This is a genomic window from Micromonospora sp. U21 (genome assembly GCF_018070045.1).
GTDB lineage: Bacteria > Actinomycetota > Actinomycetes > Mycobacteriales > Micromonosporaceae > Micromonospora.
Window position 1 is genome coordinate 59,782 of record NZ_JAGPYK010000019.1, and the last position, 21,256, is coordinate 81,037.

A 21,256-nucleotide genomic window follows, 5' to 3' on the forward strand; every position below is an offset into this window, starting at 1 on the left:
ACAGGGCATGTAACTCCAGAGTGGTCGCGCGTGTATGCAAAGTGAGCTTTTGCAAACATTGCGTTACCCCAGCATGTGGGATGGCCGTCCCGAAAATGCGACCCGCGTCCGCGCTTGACCACAGCGCCGGCCATTGGCAAGGTTTTGCAGGCTTCGCGCACACCGTACGGCAGACGAGATCCCGTCCTCCACTGAGGACGGATTAGCGGCGGTGACCGGGCAGCGCCCGCGCCCGCACCTGGAGGACTGAGTTGAGCCCCATCCGCTCCGCGACCATCGCGGCGCTCGCATCGGCCGTAGTGGCCACCACGCTCACCGGCTGTCAGTTCGGCGGGGCGGAGCAGGACACGAGTCCGATCGTGATCGCCGCTGACCTCGAACTCTCCGGCGCCGCCGCCCCGGTCGGCCGGGCATACCAACGGGCCCTGGAACTCAAGGTCGAGCAGTTGAACTCCTCCGGCTCGCTGAACGGCCGGAAGATCGAACTGAAGTGGAAGGACAACCGTTCCGACGCTGCGGAGTCGTTGCGCAACATCGCCGACTTCAGCAGTGATTCCCGGGTCAGCGCCATCATCATGGGTGGCTGCAACGAATGCGCGGTCGGCGCGGTCGGGACCATCAACGAGAAGCGGATTCCCACCATTGCGCTCGCCGCTTCCGGGGCGATCGCCAACCCGGTCGCGGAACGGCGATACGTGTTCAAGCTGGGCCCGAACGCCGTGGACAGCGCCGCGGCACTCACCACCGAACTGCGTCGCAAGAACGTCCGCAAGGTGGGCCTGCTCTACAGCGACGACGACTACGGTCGGGAGGGCGCGGTCGCGCTCCGCAGGGAACTGGCCAAGACCACGATCAAGCCGGTCGGTGAGGAGTCGGTGAAGACCACCGACACCGAGGTCGCCCAGCAGGTCGGGCGGCTGGCCAAACTGAAGCCCGACGCGCTGGTCATCTGGACCCCGCCGGAGCAGGCGACGCTGGCCGCCACCAGCGCCCAGCAGACCACCTTCCGCGGGTCGCTCTTCTTCGACCCGGGAGCGGCCGGCGACCTCTTCCTCGACGCGGCGGCACGGGCCACCGAACGGGCCACGCTGATCTTCACCCAGACCATGGTGATCGACGACGTGATCGCCACGACGCCGGCGAAGGCGGCCCGGCGGCAATGGTTCCAGGACTACACCGCGCGCTTCGGCGGGTACAACGGGTCCTCGTCCTTCGCCGCCGACGCGGTCCAGCTCATCGCGGACGCCGAGCTGCGTGCCGGCGGCCCGGCGGGGCAGGTGGACCGGGACGGCATCCGGGACGTGCTGGAGACGTCCCAGATGGACGGGCTCTCCGGCCCGATCCGGATGACGCCGGACAACCACTCCGGGCTGATGCCGCAGGCGCTCACCACGCTGGTTGCCCGTAACGGACGGTGGCGGTTGGCGGGGTAGACGCGGCGGGCCGCATGTTCTGCTCGTCCGCCTGGTCGTCGTGCTCGGGGTGGGGTGTCGCCTACCGTGCCCGGCTCCGGGCGGTCAGGCTTGATCCCTCCGCCGGGCACGGTAGGCCACACTCCCGCGCGTCACGGTCAACGCAATGGGCCGGCCTCCTGGTTGGGGGCCGGCCCTTCGTCTGGGATAGATCTTGTCTTTGCTCTGGTCAGCGGCTGCTGGTGGTCTCCCGGACCCAGGGCAGGGCGATCCGCTCGACCAGCACCAGCGCCGAGTAAAGCAGGATGCTCACCAGTGCCACCAGCATGATCGCCGCCCAGGCGGTGGCGGTGTCGCCGACGCCGGCGTACTGGAGGATGACGTAGCCCAGGCCGCTCTCGCCGGCCTGGAACTCACCGATCACCGCGCCGATCGCGGCCAGCGGCATGGCCACCTTGAGCCCGACGAAGATCTGCGGCAGCGCGGCCGGGAAGCGCACCTTGCGGAACGCCTGCCAGCGGGAGGCGTTCCAGGAGCGGACCAGCTCGGCCAGGTCGGCCGGGGTCGTGGTCAGCCCGGTCGCGGTGGAGAGCACGATCGGAAAGAAGCAGAGCAGGAACACCATGGTCAGGATGGGCTTCTGACCCCAACCGAGCGCGACCACCAGCAGCGGACCCAGCGTGATCTTGGGCACCGCGTTGACGGCGACCAGCAGCGGGGTGAACATCCGCTCCACGGTGCGGGAGCTGGCCAGGGAGAGTCCGATCAGGACACCGGCGGCCGCCGACAGGGCGAAGCCGATCACGATCTCCAACAGGGTGTCCCAGGTGTGCTCCAGCATCCGGGCCGGCTTGTCGACGAATGCGGTGAGCACGTCGCCCGGCGGTGGCAGGGCGGCCGGGTGGACCAGCTCCAGCTTGGCGATCAGCCACCAGGCCGCCAGGGCCACCAGGAGGCCGGCCACGGGCAACAGCGCCGCTCCGGCCCCGGTACGCAGGCCGGCGCCCCGCCCCGCTCGCCCCGCCCCGGTGCCGGCACCCGGGGGTGCGGGCACCTCCGCCACCGGCTCCGCTGACCGGACGTCGGTCATCTTGTCCTCCTCGATAGGCCACGGCCCCCACGGGGCCGACGAGCGACGGGGGTACGCCCCACCGGAGTCGGCGGGACGTACCCCCTGGTGACGACCGGACGATCAGGCCTTCGGCGCGAGGCTGAAGTCGATGATCTGCTCGGGGGTGATGTTCTGCTTCAGCGCGCCAGCACCCTGCAGGATCGCGATGCTCTTGGCGACCCGGCCGCTGTCCAGCGTGCCGATGGCGGTACCGGAGTTGCCGGAACGCACGTACGCGGCCATCAGCTCCAGCTCGGCGGAGGCGGACGCCGGGTTGGTGGCGTCCACGTTCTTCTTCAGGATCTCGGCGGCCTCCTTGGAGTTCGCCAGGCTGTACTCCAGGCCCTTGAGCAGCGCCTCGGTGAACCGCTTCACCATCTCGGGCTTCTCCTTGGCGATCTTCGAGGAGGTGATCAGCACGTTGCCGTAGAGGTCCTGCATCACGTTGCTGTACGGCAGCATGACGGCCTTCTTCTTGGCCACCGCCTCGATGGTCGGCTGGCCGACGACGAACTGACCGATGCCGTCCACCGACCCGGAGGCCAGGGTGCCGATCAGCGCCTGCGCCTCACCGTTGACCCAGGTCACCTTGCTGGCGTCCACTCCGGCGAGCCGGGCGTACGTCGGGAACAGGTTGCGGACCACGGACCCGGGGGTGTCGGCGAGCTTCTTGCCCTCCAGGTCCTTCGGGGAGGCGATGTTCTTGCCCTCGACGGTGGCGATGCCGGCCATCGTGCGCTGCTGGATCGCGGCCACCGCGACGAAGTCCCGCGCCTGGCCGTTGCCGAGCTGGAGCAGACCGCCGGTGAGGTCGATCGGCCCGAAGTCGGCCTGGCCGCCGACGACGGTCTGGATCACACCACCGGTGCCCTGCCCGGCCTTGATCTCGACGTCGAAGCCAGCTTCCTTGAAGAAGCCCTTCTCCTTCGCCACCCAGGCGTAGGAGTCACGGCCGAAGTTGCCGAACGAGGTGAGGTAGGTCACCTTCTCCAGCGCCGCGCCGTTGCCACCCTTGGCGTCGTCGGACGAGTCCGACCCGCTGCTGCAGGCGGAGACAAGGGCGAGGGCAGTGGCCAGCGCGGCCGTAGCGACCGTACGGGTCAGCCTTCTCATCAGTGCACCATGTCCTTTCCGACCGGGGCCGGCGGGCCACCGGAGGGGGTTGTCGCGGCGGAACCGGCGGGAGGGGTGGAAGCCGGGCACCGCCATCGTGAGGGGACTCTTCGCGGGCACAGCGTACGAGAAACCCACCTTTGCGACGCCAGGCGTATCGGGTTGCGGAACGGAAACAACCTGACGACCACCCCGGACGGTGCGTTTAGGAGACGACCGGGCTAGCCTTTGCCGGATTCCTGACCGTCCACTCAGCGGAGGTCCGCCGGAGATGATCCGACTGTCCGGGGTGTCCCGTACCTTCGAGGGCCGATCCGGCCGGGTGGAGGCGCTGCGGGGCATCGACCTCGACGTCGCCGAGGGCGAGTTCGTCGCCGTGCTCGGCCGCTCCGGCTGCGGCAAGTCCACCCTGCTGCGGCTGGTGGCCGGGCTGCTCCCGCTGACCGCCGGCGAGATCACCGTGGCCGGTACGCCCATCACCCGGCCCCGCCGGGACATCGCCATGCTGTTCCAGAAGCCGGCGCTGCTGCCCTGGCGCACCGTCCTGGACAACGTGCTCCTGCCCGCGGAGATCTTCGGCTGGAGCCGCGCGAAGCACCGCGAGCGCGCCCGGCAGCTGCTCGACGTGGCCGGGCTGGCCGGCTTCGAGAAGCGCCTGCCGCACGAGCTGTCCGGTGGCATGCAGCAGCGCGTGTCGCTGTGCCGGTCGCTGATCGGCGACCCCCGGGTGATGCTGATGGACGAGCCGTTCTCCGCGCTGGACGCGCTCACCCGCGAGGAACTCTCCGGCGAACTCCAGCGGGTGCACATGGAGAACAAGCCGACCATCGTCTTCGTCACCCACTCGATCGACGAGGCGGTGCTGCTCGCCGACCGGGTGGTCGTGCTGAGCCCCCGCCCCGGTCGGATCCGCAAGATCGTCGACGTGACCATCCCCCGGCCCCGCACCCTGGGCCGCAACGCCCACCTCGCCGACGTCGCACGCGTCAGCGCCGACCTGCATGAGCTGTTGATGGAACGCGACCAGCCGGCCGCGGCCGGCGCGGAGGGACGATGAGCATGCGGGTGTCGGTCTTCACCGAGCCGCACCGGGGCGCCAGCTACGACGACCAGCTCCGGTTCGCGCGGATGGTCGAGGCGGGCGGCTTCGAGGGCTTCCTCCGCGCCGACCACTACCAGTCGATGGGCACCGACCCGGGCCTGCCCGGCCCGACGGACGCCTGGCTGACCCTCGCCGCGCTGGCCCGGGAGACCGAGCGGATCCGGCTCGGCACCCTGGTCACGTCGGCCACCTTCCGGCTTCCCGGCCCGCTGGCGGTGATGGTCGCGCAGGTCGACCAGATGAGCGGCGGCCGGGTCGAGCTGGGCATCGGCGCCGGCTGGTACGAGCGCGAGCACACCTCGTACGGCATCCCGTTCCCGGCGGTCGGCGAACGCTTCGACCGGCTGGCCGAGCAGCTCGAGGTGATCACCGGGCTGTGGCGGACGCCGCCGGGCGCGACGTACAGCTACGCCGGCGACCACTACCGGCTGGTGGACGCGCCGGCCCTGCCCAAGCCGGCGCAGGTGCCCGGGCCGCCGATCATCGTGGGCGGGCGCGGCCCCAAGCGCACCCCCGAGCTGGCCGCCCGGTACGCCGATGAGTTCAACATGCCGTTCAAGTCCGTGGCGGAGACCGCCAAGGCGTACGACCGGGTGCGCGAGGCGTGCGACCGCAGCGGCCGGACGGAGTCCGGGCGGGCGCCGCTGGTGCTCTCCGCCGGGATCGTGGTGGCCATCGGACGGACCGACGCGGAGGCGCAGCGACGGGCCGCGCCACTGCACGAGAAGAGCGCGCTGCCTCCGGAGGACCCGGTGGTCGGCTCGCCCGCGCAGCTCGTGCAGCGGATCGGCGAGTTCGCCGCGGTTGGCGCCACCCGGGTGCACCTTCGCCTGATCGATTTCGCTGACCTCGACCACCTCGAGCTGATCGCCGCCGAGGTGCTTCCGCAACTGGACGGAGAACGATGACCGACGTGTTCGACGGGACCGAACTCGGGCCGGTGGGCCAGGAGATCGTGTACGAGAACGACCGGGTCCGGGTCTGGCACATCCGGCTCGAACCGGGCGAGCGGCAGCCGCTGCACCGGCACGACCACCCCTACCTGGTGGTGGCGATCGAGGGCGCGAAGAACGTCGTGCAGACGGTCGACGGCACCCGGATCGACGCCGACGAACCCACCGCCGGAGTCGTCTACCGGGACCCGGGAGCGGTACACATGCTCACCAATGTCGGGGATACGACGTACCTGGCTCGGCTGGTCGAACTCAAGTAGACGCGCCGGGAGCGGGCCGGCGCGCCGCGCGGCGCGCCGGTGGCGATCGGGTGTACCAGGTGCGTAACGTGCCGGACATGGCCTTTCGGACCTGGGGCAGACTGCTGCTCACGGCGCTCGGGGTGAGCGTGCTGGCCGGAGCCGGCCAGCTCGGCGTCGCGTACGGATTCGGCATCGTCCGGCTCACCGGCGCCTTCACCGGCACGACCGTCAATCAGTGGCCGGCCCAGCTCGTCTGGGTGGGCTGGTTCGCCGCGAACGCCGCCGTTGCCGGTGCCGTCCTGACCGGACGCCTGGCCCGCCGGGACGCTGTGCCGGCCAGCACCGGCCGGCAGTTGGCCATCGGCGCCGCGGCCGCGCTCGGCGCCACCGTCGTCGCCCCACTCTGCATGCAGCCCGCCCGGGCAGCCGAACTGATCTCCGTAGACCCGGTCTGGGCGGTCGGCATCTGCGCCGTGCTCGGCGCGGTGATCGGGGCTGGCGCGGCGACCGCCGTACTGCTCCGGCCCGAGCTGGGCTGGAACATGGCGGCGGTGGCCGGCGCGATCTGGGTGCTGGCACTGATCTCCGTCCTGCCGTCGCTCGGTACGGTCGGCCCGCTGCCCACGGTCCGGCTCGGCGTCCTCGAGCCGAGCTGGCTGGACGACGGCGCGGCACAACGGCTGGCGCTGGTGCTGCTGCCCCTCACGGCGCTGCTGGCCGGTGCGGCGACCGCCGGGCTGGCCCGCTGGCGGGGCCAGGTCCCACTGGTCAGCGGGGCCACCGGGGTGGCCGGCCCGGTGCTGGTGGCGTTCGCCTACCTGACCGCCGGCCCCGGCGACGCGGTGGACCGCTACCAGACCACCCCCTACTACGGCGCGCTGATCGCGATCCTCGCCGGCGCGCTCGGCGCGGCTGCCGCGGCCCTGCTGCGCTGGCCGGTGCGTGCCCGCACCGCCGGTCCACGGGCGATCGAGCCCAGCGACATCCTGCGCCCGTTGCCCACCGGACCGGCCCTACCCGGCGCCGACCCGGCGAACTCGGCGGACGACCGGGACGCCGCCGAGCCCACCGGCGCGGACCTGGCCGGCACCAGCGCCAAGCCCACCGGCTCGGACCTGGCCGGCACCAGCGCCGGGCACGACCCGCGCGCCGCCGACAGCATCGGCGCGGGGCACGACCTGCGGACCGCCGATGGCACCGGTGCCGTCCGCACCGTCCCGGCCCACTGGGACTGGCCGGCGGCCTCGGGGATCGGCCAGCACGGCCCGGTGCCCGCCCACCCGACCGGCACCCCCGTGCCCCGACCGGCCGGCCGCTCCCGCCACCACACCGACGACCCAGGTGACCCCGCGACGACCGCCGCCACGGGCGGGCCGAGCACCAGCGGGCCGGCCCAGGACGGTCCGGTCGGCGTCGACCACCGCGAGACCGGGCCGGCCGATGCCGCCCGGCCGGTACGCGGCACCCGCAGGTCCGCCGCCGACGTGGCCGGTCCCGCCGAGCCGACCCGGGCGGCCACCACCGACGGCACCGGCCCGAGCGACTCCCTCCGGACCGGCGTCGACCCCGCCGTTCCGACGGGCGGCCCGGGCGACGAGGGCTCGACCAGCACCGCGGCGACGGCCACGACGGGGACGGCCCAGCCGACCGGCGGAGACGCCGCGAGCATCGGCCCGACCAACGACGGCACGGCCACCGCGACCAGCGCGAGCACGGCGACGGGGAGCGCGGGCACGGCGAGCAAGAGCGCGGCCACGACCAGCGCGGAAACGACCAGCGCGGAAACGACCAGCGCGGAAACGACCAGCGAGAGCGCGGGCGCGGCCGGTAACGGCCCGGCCGACGCGCCAGCGCCCAAGCCGCGCCGGACCCGCAAGCCGAAGTCGGCCCCGGCCGTCACGACCACGGACCTGGTCGACGGCGCGACGCCGTCCGGCCCGGAGGCCGCCGCCGACCCGGCCAGGTCCAAGACGGCCGGACGCGCCAGAAGGACCACCCGGCCCGCCAAGGTCACCGACGGCACCGGGTCCGGTACGGCCACCGACGGATCCCGCCAGGGCAAGGACGCCCCGGGTGCCGGGCCCGGTCGGGGACCCAGCACGCCTGCGGCGACCCCCGCCGCCACCACCGAACCGGCAGCGGCCGAGCCGGCTGCCGATTCCGCAACGGCCGTCGCGCCCGGGACCGACCGGACCACCGACACCGAGCGCCCCGCTACCGCGGGTGGTCCCGCCGGGCCTCTGTTCGGGGTGGCGGCAGCCGCCGCCCCGGAGGCGGATCGCTGGACGCCGGCCGCGCCGGCCTGGCCGGTCACCCCGGCGTGGACGGCACCCGCACAGGCCGGTGACCCGGAGCCGACCGCATCGGACGCCCCGACCGGTCCGGAGGAGCCGACCGAGCGGACACCCCGCCCCCGGCACCGGGCACCCCTGCCGGACCTGAGCCGGGCCAGCACCTGGGACGCCTTCACCACCGCACGCCGCGAGGGGGCGGCAGAGCCGCAGCGGAGCTCGACGGGCGCCGCGCGGCCGGCGTCGACCGACTCGCCCACGGCCGACGACCCGGCATCTTCCACCGGATCATCGAGCCCGACCGGCCCCGCCACACCGACCGGCCCGCGCAGCGCATCGGCCCGAGCGGCCACCCGATGGCGACGGGCGGCCGGCACGCCGGACCCGGCCGCCGAGGCTGGCCCGGCCGCCCCGCCGGGACCGGCCGGCCCGACCGCTCCGCTGGTGCCGGAGCAGACCCCCGTTGGCACCGAGGCCGGCACCGATACCGGCGGTCCGGCGAGCGCCGAAGCCGTACCGGCCGCACCGGCTGCTGGGAACGACGCGGAGCAGCCCTCCCGCCGGGGACGGCTCGGCGGCCTGTTCCGCCGCAACCGGTCCCGCGCCGAGGAGGAGAGCCAGACCGCGTCGGATGCGACCGAGCCGCTGCCTGCACAGGACGAGGAGTTCGTCGACTGGGTCTCCGGCCTGAGCAAGCCGGTGGCGGACAACGAACCGGAGCAGGAGAACGGTCGCCGCTCGCTGCGCTCCACCGGGCGACACCACCGCGACTGATCCGCAGCCCTGCGCTGGCTCACCCGCGCACGGGTAGGCCGGCGCAGGGCAGGCGGATCAGGCCAGCGGGAGGTAGACCCGGCCGCCGCCGGAGACGAACTCCTCCGACTTGTCCTTCATGCCCCGGGCCGCGTACTCCTTGAGCTCCTGCGTGATCTTCATGGAGCAGAACTTCGGGCCGCACATCGAGCAGAAGTGCGCCGTCTTCGCCGGCTCGGCGGGCAGCGTGGCGTCGTGGTACGAGCGCGCCGTCTCCGGGTCCAGCGACAGGTTGAACTGGTCCTCCCAGCGGAACTCGAACCGCGCCTTGGACAGCGCGTCGTCCCACGCCTGCGCGCCGGGGTGCCCCTTGGCCAGATCCGCCGCGTGTGCCGCGATCTTGTACGCGATCACGCCCGCCTTGACGTCGTCGCGGTCCGGCAGGCCGAGATGCTCCTTCGGAGTGACGTAGCAGAGCATCGCGGTGCCGAACATGCCGATCATCGCGGCGCCGATCGCCGAGGTGATGTGGTCGTACGCCGGCGCGATGTCGGTGGTCAGCGGGCCGAGCGTGTAGAAGGGCGCCTCGTGGCACCACTCCTGCTGGAGGTCCACGTTCTCCTTGATCTTGTGCATCGGCACGTGGCCCGGGCCCTCGATCATCACCTGGACGTCGTGCTCCCAGGCGACCTTCGTCAGCTCACCGAGGGTGCGCAGCTCGGCGAACTGCGCCTCGTCGTTGGCGTCGGCGATCGAGCCGGGGCGCAGCCCGTCGCCGAGGGAGAACGTCACGTCGTACTTCGCGAGCAGCGAACACAGCTCGGCGAAGTTGGTGTAGAGGAAGTTCTCCTCGTGGTGCGCCAGGCACCAGGCCGCCATGATGGAGCCGCCCCGGGACACGATCCCGGTCACCCGGTCCACCGCCAGCGGCACGTACGGCAGCAGCACCCCGGCGTGCACCGTCATGTAGTCCACGCCCTGCTCGGCCTGCTCGATCACGGTGTCCCGGAACACCTCCCAGCTCAGCTTCACCGGGTCGCCGCCGACCTTCTCCAGCGCCTGGTAGATCGGCACAGTGCCGATCGGCACCGGCGAGTTCCGCACGATCGCCTCGCGGGTCTCGTGGATCCGCTTGCCGGTGGACAGGTCCATCACCGTGTCCGCACCCCAGCGGGTGGCCCAGGTCAGCTTCTCCACCTCCTCGGCGACGGACGAGCTGACCGCCGAGGTGCCGATGTTGGCGTTGACCTTGACCAGGAACGCCTTGCCGATGATCGCCGGCTCGCACTCCGGGTGGTTGACGTTGAGCGGCAGCACCGCCCGACCGGCGGCGATCTCGGCCCGGACGAGCTCCGGGTCGACGTTCTCCCGGATCGCCACGAACTCCATCTCCGGCGTCACCACGCCGGCCCGCGCGTAGGCGAGCTGGGTCGGCCGGCGCCCGGCCACCCCGGCCAGCGGCGTACCCGCGCCCCGCGCCGGGGCGACGTCACCCCGTTCGGCGATCCACGGCCCGCGCAGCGGCGGCAGCCCCACCTCCGGGTCCGAGCCGGGACCGGACGTGTCGTAGAGCCGCACCGGCGGATGGTCACCGGTCAACGCCACCTCGGCGAACGGCACCCGGACATCCGGCCGCGACCCCTCGACGTACACCTTGCCTCGTGCCTGCATGACAGCCTCCCTGGTGATCAAGCGGACCAGCCGAAGTGATCCAGCGGTCCGCGGCCCGCGCCCAGCTCCCAACCCCGCGCTCCGGTCAGTGCGCGGAGCACGTACTCCTTGGCGACCCCGACCGCCGCCGGCACCGGATCGCCCAGCGCGAGCCGCACGGCGATCGCCGCCGAGAACGAGCACCCGGTGCCGTGGGTGTGCCGGGTGTCCACCCGAGGCGCGCGCAACAGGGTGCTGCTGCCGCCGCCGTGCAGCACGTCGACCGCCTCGCCCCCGTCCAGGTCGCCGCCGGTGACCACCACGTACTCCGGACCGCCCGCCGCGAGGGCCTCGGCGGCCGAGACCATCCCGGCGACGTCGTCCACCGGGCGCCCGGTGATGGCGGCGGCCTCCGCGCAGTTCGGCGTCGCCACCCTGGCGTACGGGAGGAGCCGCTCGACCGCACCCACCACGCCGAGCCGGTGGCCGCTGGTGGCGACCAGCACCGGGTCGACGACAAGCTGGGGCAGCCGGCCGTCCCGGGCGGCCTCGGCCACGGCGTCGGCGACAGCGGGATTGCCGAGCATCCCGGTCTTGACCGCGCAGACCGTGAAGTCGGCGAGCACGCTGTCCAGCTGTTCGGTGACCGTGCGCGGGGGCAGCGGCAGGACGGCGTCGACGCCCCGGGTGTTCTGCGCGGTGATCGCGGTGAGGACGCTGGTGCCGTACGCGCCGAGCGCTGCGAAGACCTTGAGATCGGCCTGGATGCCGGCGCCGCCGCCGGAGTCGGAGCCGGCGATGGTCAGCAGTGTTCGCGGGGTCATTTTCTTTCCTTGGTTGCGGTTGGGGGCGGCGAGCTTGGGGGTGACCGCCTCGACATAAGCGCTGGTCAGGGTGGCGGCTGTTTCGGTGGGGTCTTCTGCTCGCATGAGTGCGCCCAGCACCGCCACCCCGGTGGCTCCGGCTTGGACGCAGGCGGTTACCTGGTCTGGGGTCTCCACTCCGCCTAGCGCCAGCAGTGGCACCGGACTGGCGCGGATCAAGCTGCGCAGCCCCGCAATGCCCAGGGGTGGGCCGTAGCCCGGCTTTGTTTTTGTGGGCCAGACCGGGGAGATGGTGGCGTAGTGCTCGGTGGTCAGGCGGTTCAGCTCGGGTTGGTGGTGGCAGGAGCGGCCGACCAGGCCGTGGGTTGGCGGCGGGTACGGGCCGGCGGCGGGCAGGTGCACGGCGTCGCCGCCGAGCGCGTCGGGGCCGGCCACGATGAGGGTCCCGTCGACCCCGGCGAGGATCGCGCGCAGGTCGGCGGCGAGGGCGGCGCGGTCGGCGCGGGGCAGGTCCTTCTCCCGCAACACCACCCAGCGCACTCCCCCGGCCACGGCTGCGGCCACCACCCGGTCGAGCCCACCCCGCGCGACCAGTCGATCGGTCAACAGGACAACCCCGGACGGCGGGGTCACAGGTCGGGTCTTCCCTCGTCGGGGGTGGACGGGAGGGCGTGGAAGCGGCGGGCTATCCGGCCTGCGCCGGCGGCCAGCCGACCGGCCTCGACCGCGTACCGCATCGCGGTCGCCATCGCGACCGGGTCGGCTGCCCGGGTGACCGCGCTGGCCAGCAGCACCGCGTCGCAGCCGAGCTCCATCGCCAGCGCCGCGTCGGAGGCGGTGCCGATGCCGGCGTCCAGGATCACCGGCACGTCCACGGTCTGCCGGATCAGCCGGATGTGGTGCGGGTTGCCGATGCCGAGCCCCGAGCCGATCGGCGCGCCGGCCGGCATCACCGCGGCGCAGCCCACGTCGGCCAGCCGGCGGGCGAGCACCGGGTCGTCACTGGTGTACGGCAGCACGGTGAAGCCGTCGGCGACCAGTTCCTCGGCGGCGCGGAGCAGCTCGACCCCGTCGGGCAGCAGGGTCCGCTCGTCACCGATCACCTCCAGCTTGATCCAGTCGGTGTCGAACGCGTCCCTGGCCAGCCGGGCCACCTTCACCGCCTCGGTCGCGGTGTGGCAGCCGGCGGTGTTCGGCAGCAGCCGCACCCCGCACCGGTCCAGCAGCTCCAGCAGCCCACCGGCGGAGCCCGGCGCGGTGTCCACCCGGCGCAGCGCCAGAGTGACCAGCTCGGTGCCGGACGCCCGGATCGCCTGCTCCAGCACGTGCAGGTTCGCGGCGCCGCCGGTGCCGAGGATCAGCCGTGAGGTGAACGTCGCCCCACCCAGTTCGAACGGCACGCCCCTCACCCGCCCTGCGCCGCGGTGAGCACCTCGACCCGGTCGCCGTCGCGCAGCGCCGTGGTCGACCAGCTGGTCCGGGGCACCACCTCGCCGTTGACCGCGACCGCCACCCCGCGCTGCTGCGGGGCGATGTCGCTGACCAGGTCGGCCACCGACGCGCCACCGGGGACGCTGCGTCCAGTCCCGTTCACCGTCAGCTCCACCGGTCCTCCTCCGTCGTCCGATCGGCTCCACCGACATCGGCCGCACCGGGCGCGGCCCGCCATCCGGTGCCGTGCCCGGCCGACCCGTCAGGACCAGGACCGGCCACCCGGCCACCACCTTTTTCGCCGGATCCGTCGGCGCCGGGACCGGCCGCGCTGCTCGGATCCGGGGCGGCAGCGACGAACCGGCCGGGATCGAAGGGCGTGAGCAGCGGGTCGGCCATGCCGGTGGTGACCAGGTCGGTGATCAGGTCGGCGGTGACCGGGGTGAGCACGATGCCGTGCCGGTGGTGCCCGGTGGCGGCCAGCACATCCGGCCGGTCGGGCAGCGGCCCGAGGATCGGCGCGTTGTCCGGGGTGCCCGGGCGCAGCCCGGCGACCGTCTCGACCAGGTCGTACTCGGCGAGCTCGGGCAGCAGGTCGACGCCGGCACGGAGCAGTCGCAGCACCGCACCGGCGGTGACCGTGGTGTCCGACCGCTCCTCGACCGTCGCGCCGAGCACCACCTCCCCGTCAGCGCGGGGCACCACGTAGACCTGCTCGCCGTCGGCGTACCCGCGGATCACGTGCCGGAAGCCCGGCGCGGCGCCACCGGGCGCGCGCAGCCGGAGGATCTGGCCCTTCACCGGCCGCACGGGCAGGCCGGTGAGGGCGGCGGCGCCGCAGCCTGCGGTGACCACGGTGACCCGTGCGTCCACCTCGGAGAGATGACCGACCGCCTGCGGGACGAGCACCGCGCCGGCCCGCTGCGCGGCCGTGCGCAGCGCCGGCACCAGCAACCGTGGGTCGACCTGGTGGTCGGTGGGCGCGAGGGCACCGCCGCGCACCCGCGGCGCGAGCGCCGGCTCCTGGTCGCGTAGCTCGGTGGGGCGCAGCGGGGTGACCGGCAGACCCAGCCCCTGCTGGTACGCCCAGAGCCGGCGGGCCTCGGCCAGGTCGTCTGCGGTCAGCCCGACCATCAGGGTGCCCTCGGTCCGGTAGCCCAGATCGGCGCCGCTCGCCTCGGTCAGCTCGTCCGCGAACGCGGGCCAGCGGGCGGCGGACGCCAGCAGCAGTCCGGTCAGGTGCCGCTCACCGAAGTACGCCTCGGCCACCGGGGAGAGCATTCCGGCGGCCACGGCCGACGCCCCCGAGCCGGGTGCCGGATCGTGCACCACCACCCGAAGCCCGCGGAGGGCGCACCGCCAGGCGATCGCCAACCCGATCGGCCCCGCCCCCACCACCGCCACGTCTGCAAGGAAGGGCACCTTGTTAACGGATTCTGTAGTGGAAGGGCCCCCTGTCAACACGTCAGGGCCCCAAGCAGCTCGGCGGTGGCCCGGGCCGGGTCGGCGGCGGCGGAGATAGCCCCGACCACCGCCACCCCGTACGCCCCGGCGGCCCGCAGCGCCGGCACCCGCGCGGCGTTCACCCCACCGATCGCGATGACCGGGACGTCGACCGCGCCGCTGACCGCGCGTACCCCCGGCGGGCCGATCGGGTCCGGCAACCCGGACTTTGTGCTGGTGGCGTGGCACGGCCCGACGCCCAGGTAGCTGGCCCCCGCGGCGACCGCCTGGATCGCCGTCTCCGGGGCCCGGGCGGTGGCCCCGAGTACGCCGGTGGGGCCGAGCACCCGGCGGGCGGCGGCGACGGGCAGGTCGTCGGCACCGACGTGCCCACCGGCGGCGCCCACCGCCAGCGCCACGTGCAGCCGGTCGTTGACCAGGCACGTCGCCCCGTACGGCGCGCAGAGCGCGAGCACCCGGCGGGCCAGGTCGTGCGCCTCGCGGTCGGTGGCGGAGTCCTCGACCCGGACCTGCACCACCAGGTCGGCGCGGGCCGCGGTGAGGGCGGCCCGGACCACGGTGAGTGGGTCCCGCCCGCGTCGGGTGTCGGTGATCAGATGCAGTCGCCCAAGGAAAGGCACGGCAACGCTCCTCCCTGCGCCGGCATTACCCGGATCAGGTTCGACGGTCGGGGGCTGTCAGCCCCCCTCTCAGCCCGGTACACCGGGCTCCCGTGGGTTACTTGCGTGTCACCGTACGACAGATCCGGCCGCGTGCCAAGGCGGCGACCGACGGGCGAGAACCCCTCCGCTCGGCGAGATCCGCTGGGCGCTTCATGCGGTCCTGTTCGGAATGTCGCCCCCCGTTGCAGAACCGTTACCCGTCGGCATCTTGCCGGACATTGATCCAACCGAATTAATTTGTTCAGCGATTCGACAAAATGCTGGCGTGGAGGCCCTGGCACGGCATCCCCACCGGCTCCATCTGGGACGGTCTTCGGCGAGCCGGCCCCCGCGATCCCTGTCCACCGCGACATAGGAGGCGGCGTGCACCATTCTCGTCGTGCCCGCGTACCCATCACCGCGACCCTGATCTCCCTGGCCCTGGCCTCGACCACCCTCTTCGGTCTGCCCGCGCAGGCGGCACCCGCAGCCGCGCAGGTCCCCCCGCGGGAGGCGCAAGCCGCCGCCCCGGTCACCCAGGTGGTGCCGAAGGCGGCGAAGGCCGCCGACGAGCCCTTCTCCGTCCTGGTGTTCTCCAAGACGGCCGGCTTCCGGCACGACTCCATTCCCACCGGTCTCGCCGCCATCCAACAACTCGGCGCGGCCAACGGATTCACCGTGGACAGTTCCGAAGACGGTGGCGCGTTCACCGACGCCAATCTGGCGAAGTACAAGGCGGTGATCTGGCTCTCCACCACGGGCGACGTCCTGGACGCCGAGCAGCAGGCGGCGTTCGAGCGTTACGTGCGGGCGGGCGGCGGTTACGTCGGCATCCACGCCGCCTCGGACACCGAGTACAGCTGGGCCTGGTACGGCGACCTGGTGGGCGCGTACTTCGCCAACCACCCGGCGAACCAGCAGGCCACGGTCAAGGTGGAGGACCACGCCCACCCGTCCACCGCCGAACTGCCGGACCGCTGGTCCCGGTTCGACGAGTGGTACAACTACCAGACCAACCCGCGGCCGGACGTGCACGTGCTGGCCACCCTGGACGAGAAGAGCTACACCCCCGGCGCGGGCGCGATGGGCGCCGACCACCCGATCGCCTGGTGCCAGGACTTCGACGGCGGCCGTTCCTGGTACACCGGGGGCGGGCACACCCGGGAGTCGTACGCCGAGCCGGAGTTTCTCAACCACCTGCTCGGCGGCATCCGGACCGCCGCCGGCGTGGCGGACGCCGACTGCGGCGCCTCGAAGACCGCGAGCTTCGAGAAGGTCGCCCTGGACAGCAACACCAGCAACCCGATGGAGCTGGACATCGCCCCGGACGGGCGGGTCTTCTACATCGAGCGCGACGGCCGGGTGCAGATCGTGAAGCCGGACACCGGCAGCACCGTCACCGCCGTCGACCTGGATGTCTTCACCGGCAACGAGGACGGCCTCATCGGCATCCGGCTCGACCCGGACTTCGCCACCAACAAGTGGGTCTACCTCTACCACGCCCCGAACGACGGCGTCGCGCGCAACCTGCTGTCCCGGTTCACGGTGACCGGCGACACCATCGACCCGGCCAGCGAGAAGCAGGTGCTGCGGGTCGACACCCAGCGCAACACCTGCTGCCACGCCGGCGGCAGCATGGCGTTCGACGGCGACGGCAACCTCTACCTGGCCACCGGTGACAACACCAACCCGTTCGAGTCGAGCGCGTACACGCCCATCGACGAGCGGCCGGGACGCCAGGACTTCGACGCGCAGCGCACCTCCGGCAACACCAACGACCTGCGCGGCAAGGTGATCCGGATCCACCCGGAGGACGACGGGACGTACACCGTCCCGGCGGGCAACCTCTTCGCGCCGGGCACCGAGAAGACCCGTCCCGAGATCTACGCGATGGGCTTCCGCAACCCGTTCCGGATCGGCACCGACCCGGGCACCAACACCCTGTACGTCGCCGACTACGGGCCGGACGCCAACGCGGACAACCCGAACCGGGGTCCCCGGGGCCTGGTCGAGTGGAACATCGTCACCCCCGGCAACTACGGCTGGCCGTACTGCACCGGGACGAACGAGGCGTACAACGACTACACGTTCCCGTCCGGCCCGAGCGGGGCGAAGTTCGACTGCGCGGCTCCGGTGAACAACTCACCCAACAACACCGGCCTGACCAGCCTCCCGCCGGTCGTCCCGGCGACCGTCGACTACGGCTACGCCGGTGACGCGCGGTACCCGGAGATCGGCGGCGGCGGTGCCCCGATGGGTGGCCCGGTCTACCGGTACGACGCCGACCTCGCCTCCGACCGGAAGTGGCCGGCGTACTACGACGGCAAGGCGCTGCTCGGCGAGTGGAACCAGTCGAAGATGTACACCATGCAGGTGACCGTCGACGGCAGGTCGTTGGTGGACATCAACCAGCTGCTCACCGGGATGAGCATGATCCGGCCGATGGACTTCGAGTTCGGCCCGGACGGCGCCCTCTACCTGATCGAGTGGGGCAGCGGCTTCGGCGGCAACAACGACAACTCCGGCGTCTACCGGATCGACTACATCGCCGGTGACCGCGCACCGATCGCGGCGGCGGCGGCCACCCCGACGTCGGGGCCCGCGCCGTTGACGGTCACCTTCTCCAGCGCCGGCTCGCGGGACCCGGACGGTGGCACGCTCACCTACGCCTGGGCCTTCGGCGACGGGCAGACCTCCACCGAGGCCAACCCGACGCACACCTACGCCACGGCGGGCAGCTTCACCGCCCAGCTCACCGTCACCAACCCGAAGGGGCGCACCGCGGTGGCCAACGTGCCGGTCACCGTGGGCAACACCGCGCCGACGGTGACCATCGAGTTCCCGCCGGACGGCGGCTTCTTCGACTGGGGTGACCAGGTCCGCTACACCGTCACGGTCACCGACCCGGAGGACGGGCAGATCGACTGCGACCAGGTGCAGCTCCAGGTGCTGCTCGGTCACGACGAGCACGCCCACCCGCTGGAGCAGCACACCGGCTGCACCGGCACCGTCCAGACGTCGCTCGCCTCCGGGCACGGCGCCGAGGCGAACGTCTTCGCGGTCTTCGAGGCCACCTACACCGACGAGGGCGGCGCTGGCGGGGCCGGCCCGCTCACCGGTCGGGCGATCGAGCAGTTGCAGCCCAAGCGCAAGCAGGCCGAGTACTTCACGGCCACCGGGCGGGCGCCGGTGAGCACCGGCGGCGGAGACGCCGGCGTGCAGCGGGAGACCGGCGGCGACAGCGCCGGCGGTGGCCAGAACATCGGGTTCATCGAGGACGGCGACTGGTGGTCACTCGCCCCGGCGAACCTGACCAATGTCACCGACATCCGATTCCGGGCCGCCTCGGCCGTCGCCGGTGGTCGGGTCGAGGTCCGTGCCGGCGCGGTGGACGGACCGGTGGTCGCCACGGCCACCGTGCCGGGCACCGGCGGGTGGCAGACGTACACGGACGTGACCGCGCCGGTGACCGGCGCCACGAGCGGCACGCTGTACTTCGTGGCCCGGGACCCGAACGGCGGCGCGGGGTCGCTGTTCAACGTCAACTGGATGGACTTCCTCGGCCGCGGCGTCACCGAGAACGCGCCGCCGGTGGTCAGCGCCACCGCCAACCCGGCCAGCGGCACCGCGCCGGTCACCGTCACCTTCGACGGCACGGCCACCGACGCCGAGGGAAACACCCCGCTGACGTACGCCTGGGACTTCGGTGACGGCGGCACGGCGACCACCCTGGACGCCAGCCACACCTACACCAGCCCGGGCACCTTCACCGCCACCCTGACGGTGACGGACAGCAAGGGCGCGAAGTCGTACGCCACGGTGCCGGTGCGGGTGGACGCGCCGAACACGTCCTGCCTGGGGGCGCGCTCGGACGACTTCAACGGCACCAGCCTCGACAAGGGCCGATGGTCCAGCGTGGTGCGGGAGAACCAGCTCTATTCGGTCTCCGGCGGCGCGCTGCGGCTGCCCACCGCGGTGGGCGACCTCTACGGCGCCCGCAACGACGCCAGCAACCTGGTGCTCCAGCCGGCTCCGACCGGGGCCTGGCAGGCGACCACCCGGTTCACCCTGCCGGTGACGGCCAACTACCAGCAGGCCGGCCTGCTGGTGTACGGCGACGACGACAACTACGCGAAGCTGGACCTGCTGTACAACGGCAGCCGGCGGGTGGAGTTCATCCGGGAGACGGCCGGCACGCCGCGCAACGAGGCCGCCGACAGCACCGCCGCACCGGCGGGTGACACCGTGCACCTGCGGATCACCAGCGACGGGACGAACCTGACCGCGGCCGTCTCGGCCGACGGGCAGACCTTCACCCCGGTCGGCCGGTCGGCCGCGCTCGACGGCATCACCAACCCGCGGATCGGGCTCTTCGCGCTCAACGGCGGCACCGAGGCGCCGGTGGTGGACGCCAGCTTCGACTGGTTCCAGATCACGCCGGACGCCCCGGCCCGGCCGGTCGTACCGTCGGACGAGTTCACCGGCGACACGCTGGACAAGTGCCGGTGGAACGCGATCCTGCGGGAGGACCCGAACGGTTACCGGGTCACCGGTGGCGCGCTGCGGGTCGACGTGCCCAACGGTGACATCTACGGCGCCGACAACACCGGGCCGAAGAACTTCATCCTCCAGACCGCGCCGTCGGGCGACTGGACCCTGGAGACGAAGGTCGACGGCAGCCTGCTGGACGAGCAGTACCAGCAGGCCGGCCTGATCGTGCAGGCGGACGACGACAACTACCTGAAGTTCGACTACATCGCGGACAACCAGGCCGGCCAGCCGGTGACGCGGCGGATCGAGTTCCGCAGCGAGATCGGTGGGGCGGTCCAGAACCCGCAGCCGGAGGCCGGCAACCTGACCAGTGCGGTGTGGCATCTGCGGCTGGCCCGCAGCGGCGACACCTTCACCGCGTCGTACTCGGCTGACGGGACGACCTGGACCGCGTTGACGACGCTCACCAACAGCGCGGTCGGGGCCACCCCGAAGGTCGGGCTGTTCACCCTCGGCGCCAACCAGACCGCCTCGAAGACCGCCGCGTTCGACTACTTCCGGTTGAGCACCGAGGTGGCCGACGAGACCGCGCCGGTCACCACGGCGGCGGTCTCGGGCACCCCGACCGACGGGTGGTACACCGGGCCGGTGACGGTCACCCTCACCGCTGCCGACGAGGCCGGCGGCAGCGGGTTGGCCGGCACGGCGTACCAGCTGGACGGGGCCACCACCTGGACGGACTACACCGCTCCGGTGGCGGTCAGCGGGGACGGCGAGCACGAGCTGCGGTTCCGCTCGACCGACGAGGCGGGCAACGTGGAGTCGACGAAGACCGTCGCGGTCAAGATCGACACCACCGCGCCGGTCACCTCGGCGACGTTCGCTCCGGCGAACGACGACGGCTGGCACGACGGGACCATCCCCGTCGTGCTGACCTCGACCGACGCCGGTTCCGGGGTCAAGACGGTGGAGTGGTCACTGGACGGCGGCGCGTGGACGCCGTACTCGACGCCGGTCGAGGTGACCGGCGACGGGCAGCACGAGCTGCTGTTCCGCTCCACCGACAAGGCGGGCAACGCCGAGACGCTCAAGTCGGCGGTGCTGCGGATCGACGGCACCAGGCCGACGCTGCTGGTCTCCGGGATCGCCGACGGCCAGCTCTACGGGGACAGCCAGGACGTCCGGGTGTCCTGGCAGGCCGTCGACCCCACCTCGGGCATCGCGACCGTGGTCGGTCAGTTGAACGGCCGGGCGTACGCCAGCGGCACCCTGCAGGCCATGTACGAGCTGCCGCTCGGCCTGCACGAGCTGACCGTGACCGCGACCGACAAGGCGGGCAACAAGACCACCTCGACGGTCCGGTTCTTCGTCACCACCTCCTTCCGGGACATGCAGAACCTGCTCGACCGGTTCAAGGCGACGGGGCGGCTCTCGGCCAAGGCGCACAAGCAGTTGACGGCGAAGCTCGACGCGGCCCGTAAGGCCGAGGCGGCCGGCAACGACCAGAAGGCGGTCAAGCAGCTGACCGAGTTCCGGACGCTCGCCGCCGACGCCACCCTGGTGGGCGAGGCGGAGATCCGGGACGTCCTGATCCGGGACGCCGACGCCATGATCGTCCGGCTCGGTGGCACGGCCAGCAAGGCCGGGGTACGGGCGAACGACGGCGAGCCGGTCAAGGGCGCCGGACGGCTCGGTGGCGACGCCACCCGGCTCGCCCCCGGTCGCCAGCTCTGATCCGACGGGGCCCCTCCCCGACGCTCCGGCGTCGTGGAGGGGCC

General features: G+C 72.6%; 14 protein-coding genes, 1 pseudogene and 1 riboswitch. Of the genes and pseudogenes, 6 read left to right on the plus strand and 9 right to left on the minus strand.

Going from position 1 to position 21,256, the window contains the following annotated elements:
- Positions 1-251 precede the first annotated feature (251 nt).
- On the plus strand, positions 252-1,433 hold the full coding sequence (locus KBX63_RS23155; RefSeq protein ID WP_210914058.1) for an ABC transporter substrate-binding protein: 1,182 nt from the start codon (positions 252-254) through the stop codon (positions 1,431-1,433).
- A 208-nt stretch (positions 1,434-1,641) separates the two neighbouring features.
- On the opposite strand, the gene KBX63_RS23160 is transcribed toward KBX63_RS23155, so the two are convergent.
- Together KBX63_RS23160 and KBX63_RS23165 are read right to left on the minus strand one after the other, a co-directional pair.
- A complete protein-coding gene (locus KBX63_RS23160) occupies positions 1,642-2,502 on the minus strand; it encodes an ABC transporter permease (protein ID WP_210914059.1) in 861 nt (286 codons plus the stop codon).
- Positions 2,503-2,604: 102 nt separating this feature from the next.
- On the minus strand, positions 2,605-3,636 hold the full coding sequence (locus KBX63_RS23165) for an ABC transporter substrate-binding protein (RefSeq protein ID WP_210914063.1): 1,032 nt from the start codon (positions 3,634-3,636) through the stop codon (positions 2,605-2,607).
- 271 nt (positions 3,637-3,907) lie between these two features.
- On the opposite strand from KBX63_RS23165, the gene KBX63_RS23170 reads away from it, so the two are divergent.
- From KBX63_RS23170 to KBX63_RS23185, 4 genes are all read left to right on the plus strand, one after another.
- Positions 3,908-4,693, plus strand: coding sequence for an ABC transporter ATP-binding protein (locus KBX63_RS23170; protein ID WP_210914067.1), 786 nt, complete (start codon positions 3,908-3,910; stop codon positions 4,691-4,693).
- 2 nt (positions 4,694-4,695) lie between these two features.
- Positions 4,696-5,646: an LLM class F420-dependent oxidoreductase gene (locus tag KBX63_RS23175; RefSeq protein WP_210914198.1), complete on the plus strand. Its 951-nt coding sequence runs from the start codon at positions 4,696-4,698 to the stop codon at positions 5,644-5,646.
- The gene (locus tag KBX63_RS23180) at positions 5,643-5,951 is read left to right on the plus strand and encodes a cupin (RefSeq protein WP_210914071.1); all 309 of its coding nucleotides are present in this window, start codon (positions 5,643-5,645) and stop codon (positions 5,949-5,951) included. Before KBX63_RS23175 ends, KBX63_RS23180 begins: the two co-directional genes overlap by 4 nt.
- A 77-nt stretch (positions 5,952-6,028) precedes the next feature.
- Positions 6,029-8,998: a hypothetical protein gene (locus KBX63_RS23185; protein WP_210914072.1), complete on the plus strand. Its 2,970-nt coding sequence runs from the start codon at positions 6,029-6,031 to the stop codon at positions 8,996-8,998.
- Between the two features lie 57 nt (positions 8,999-9,055).
- Here KBX63_RS23185 and thiC read toward each other — a convergent pair whose 3' ends face one another.
- From thiC to thiE, 7 genes and pseudogenes are all read right to left on the minus strand, one after another.
- A complete protein-coding gene (thiC, locus tag KBX63_RS23190) occupies positions 9,056-10,648 on the minus strand; it encodes a phosphomethylpyrimidine synthase ThiC (RefSeq protein WP_210914073.1) in 1,593 nt (530 codons plus the stop codon).
- Positions 10,649-10,665: 17 nt separating this feature from the next.
- Positions 10,666-11,451, minus strand: a complete 786-nt coding sequence (gene thiD / locus KBX63_RS23195; protein WP_210914206.1) for a bifunctional hydroxymethylpyrimidine kinase/phosphomethylpyrimidine kinase — start codon at positions 11,449-11,451, stop codon at positions 10,666-10,668.
- A 45-nt stretch (positions 11,452-11,496) separates the two neighbouring features.
- Positions 11,497-12,084: pseudogene (locus KBX63_RS23200) on the minus strand (thiamine phosphate synthase); the annotation flags it as partial.
- A complete protein-coding gene (locus tag KBX63_RS23205; RefSeq protein ID WP_210914075.1) occupies positions 12,081-12,860 on the minus strand; it encodes a thiazole synthase in 780 nt (259 codons plus the stop codon). The gene KBX63_RS23205 and the pseudogene KBX63_RS23200, both read right to left, overlap by 4 nt.
- Complete coding sequence (gene thiS, locus KBX63_RS23210; RefSeq protein ID WP_210914078.1) at positions 12,857-13,057, minus strand: sulfur carrier protein ThiS; 201 nt, start codon at positions 13,055-13,057, stop codon at positions 12,857-12,859. The genes KBX63_RS23205 and thiS overlap by 4 nt, the downstream gene beginning before the upstream one ends.
- Positions 13,048-14,346, minus strand: coding sequence for a glycine oxidase ThiO (gene thiO / locus KBX63_RS23215; protein ID WP_210914080.1), 1,299 nt, complete (start codon positions 14,344-14,346; stop codon positions 13,048-13,050). Before thiO ends, thiS begins: the two co-directional genes overlap by 10 nt.
- On the minus strand, positions 14,340-14,966 hold the full coding sequence (thiE, locus tag KBX63_RS23220) for a thiamine phosphate synthase (RefSeq protein WP_210914083.1): 627 nt from the start codon (positions 14,964-14,966) through the stop codon (positions 14,340-14,342). Before thiE ends, thiO begins: the two co-directional genes overlap by 7 nt.
- Positions 14,961-15,070, minus strand: a riboswitch (TPP riboswitch). Its footprint overlaps the gene before it by 6 nt.
- Positions 15,071-15,371: 301 nt before the next feature.
- On the opposite strand from thiE, the gene KBX63_RS23225 reads away from it, so the two are divergent.
- Positions 15,372-21,212: a ThuA domain-containing protein gene (locus tag KBX63_RS23225; protein ID WP_210914085.1), complete on the plus strand. Its 5,841-nt coding sequence runs from the start codon at positions 15,372-15,374 to the stop codon at positions 21,210-21,212.
- Positions 21,213-21,256 lie beyond the last annotated feature (44 nt).

What these genes read in the sequence shown, in the direction of transcription:
- KBX63_RS23160 (WP_210914059.1), bottom strand. Translation starts at nt 2,502, where the DNA reads ATGACCGACGTCCGGTCAGCGGAGCCGGTGGCGGAGGTGCCCGCACCC.
- KBX63_RS23180 (WP_210914071.1), top strand. Translation starts at nt 5,643, where the DNA reads ATGACCGACGTGTTCGACGGGACCGAACTCGGGCCGGTGGGCCAGGAG.
- thiD (WP_210914206.1), bottom strand. Translation starts at nt 11,451, where the DNA reads ATGACCCCGCGAACACTGCTGACCATCGCCGGCTCCGACTCCGGCGGC.
- KBX63_RS23185 (WP_210914072.1), top strand. Translation starts at nt 6,029, where the DNA reads ATGGCCTTTCGGACCTGGGGCAGACTGCTGCTCACGGCGCTCGGGGTG.
- KBX63_RS23165 (WP_210914063.1), bottom strand. Translation starts at nt 3,636, where the DNA reads ATGAGAAGGCTGACCCGTACGGTCGCTACGGCCGCGCTGGCCACTGCC.
- thiC (WP_210914073.1), bottom strand. Translation starts at nt 10,648, where the DNA reads ATGCAGGCACGAGGCAAGGTGTACGTCGAGGGGTCGCGGCCGGATGTC.
- KBX63_RS23170 (WP_210914067.1), top strand. Translation starts at nt 3,908, where the DNA reads ATGATCCGACTGTCCGGGGTGTCCCGTACCTTCGAGGGCCGATCCGGC.
- KBX63_RS23175 (WP_210914198.1), top strand. Translation starts at nt 4,696, where the DNA reads ATGCGGGTGTCGGTCTTCACCGAGCCGCACCGGGGCGCCAGCTACGAC.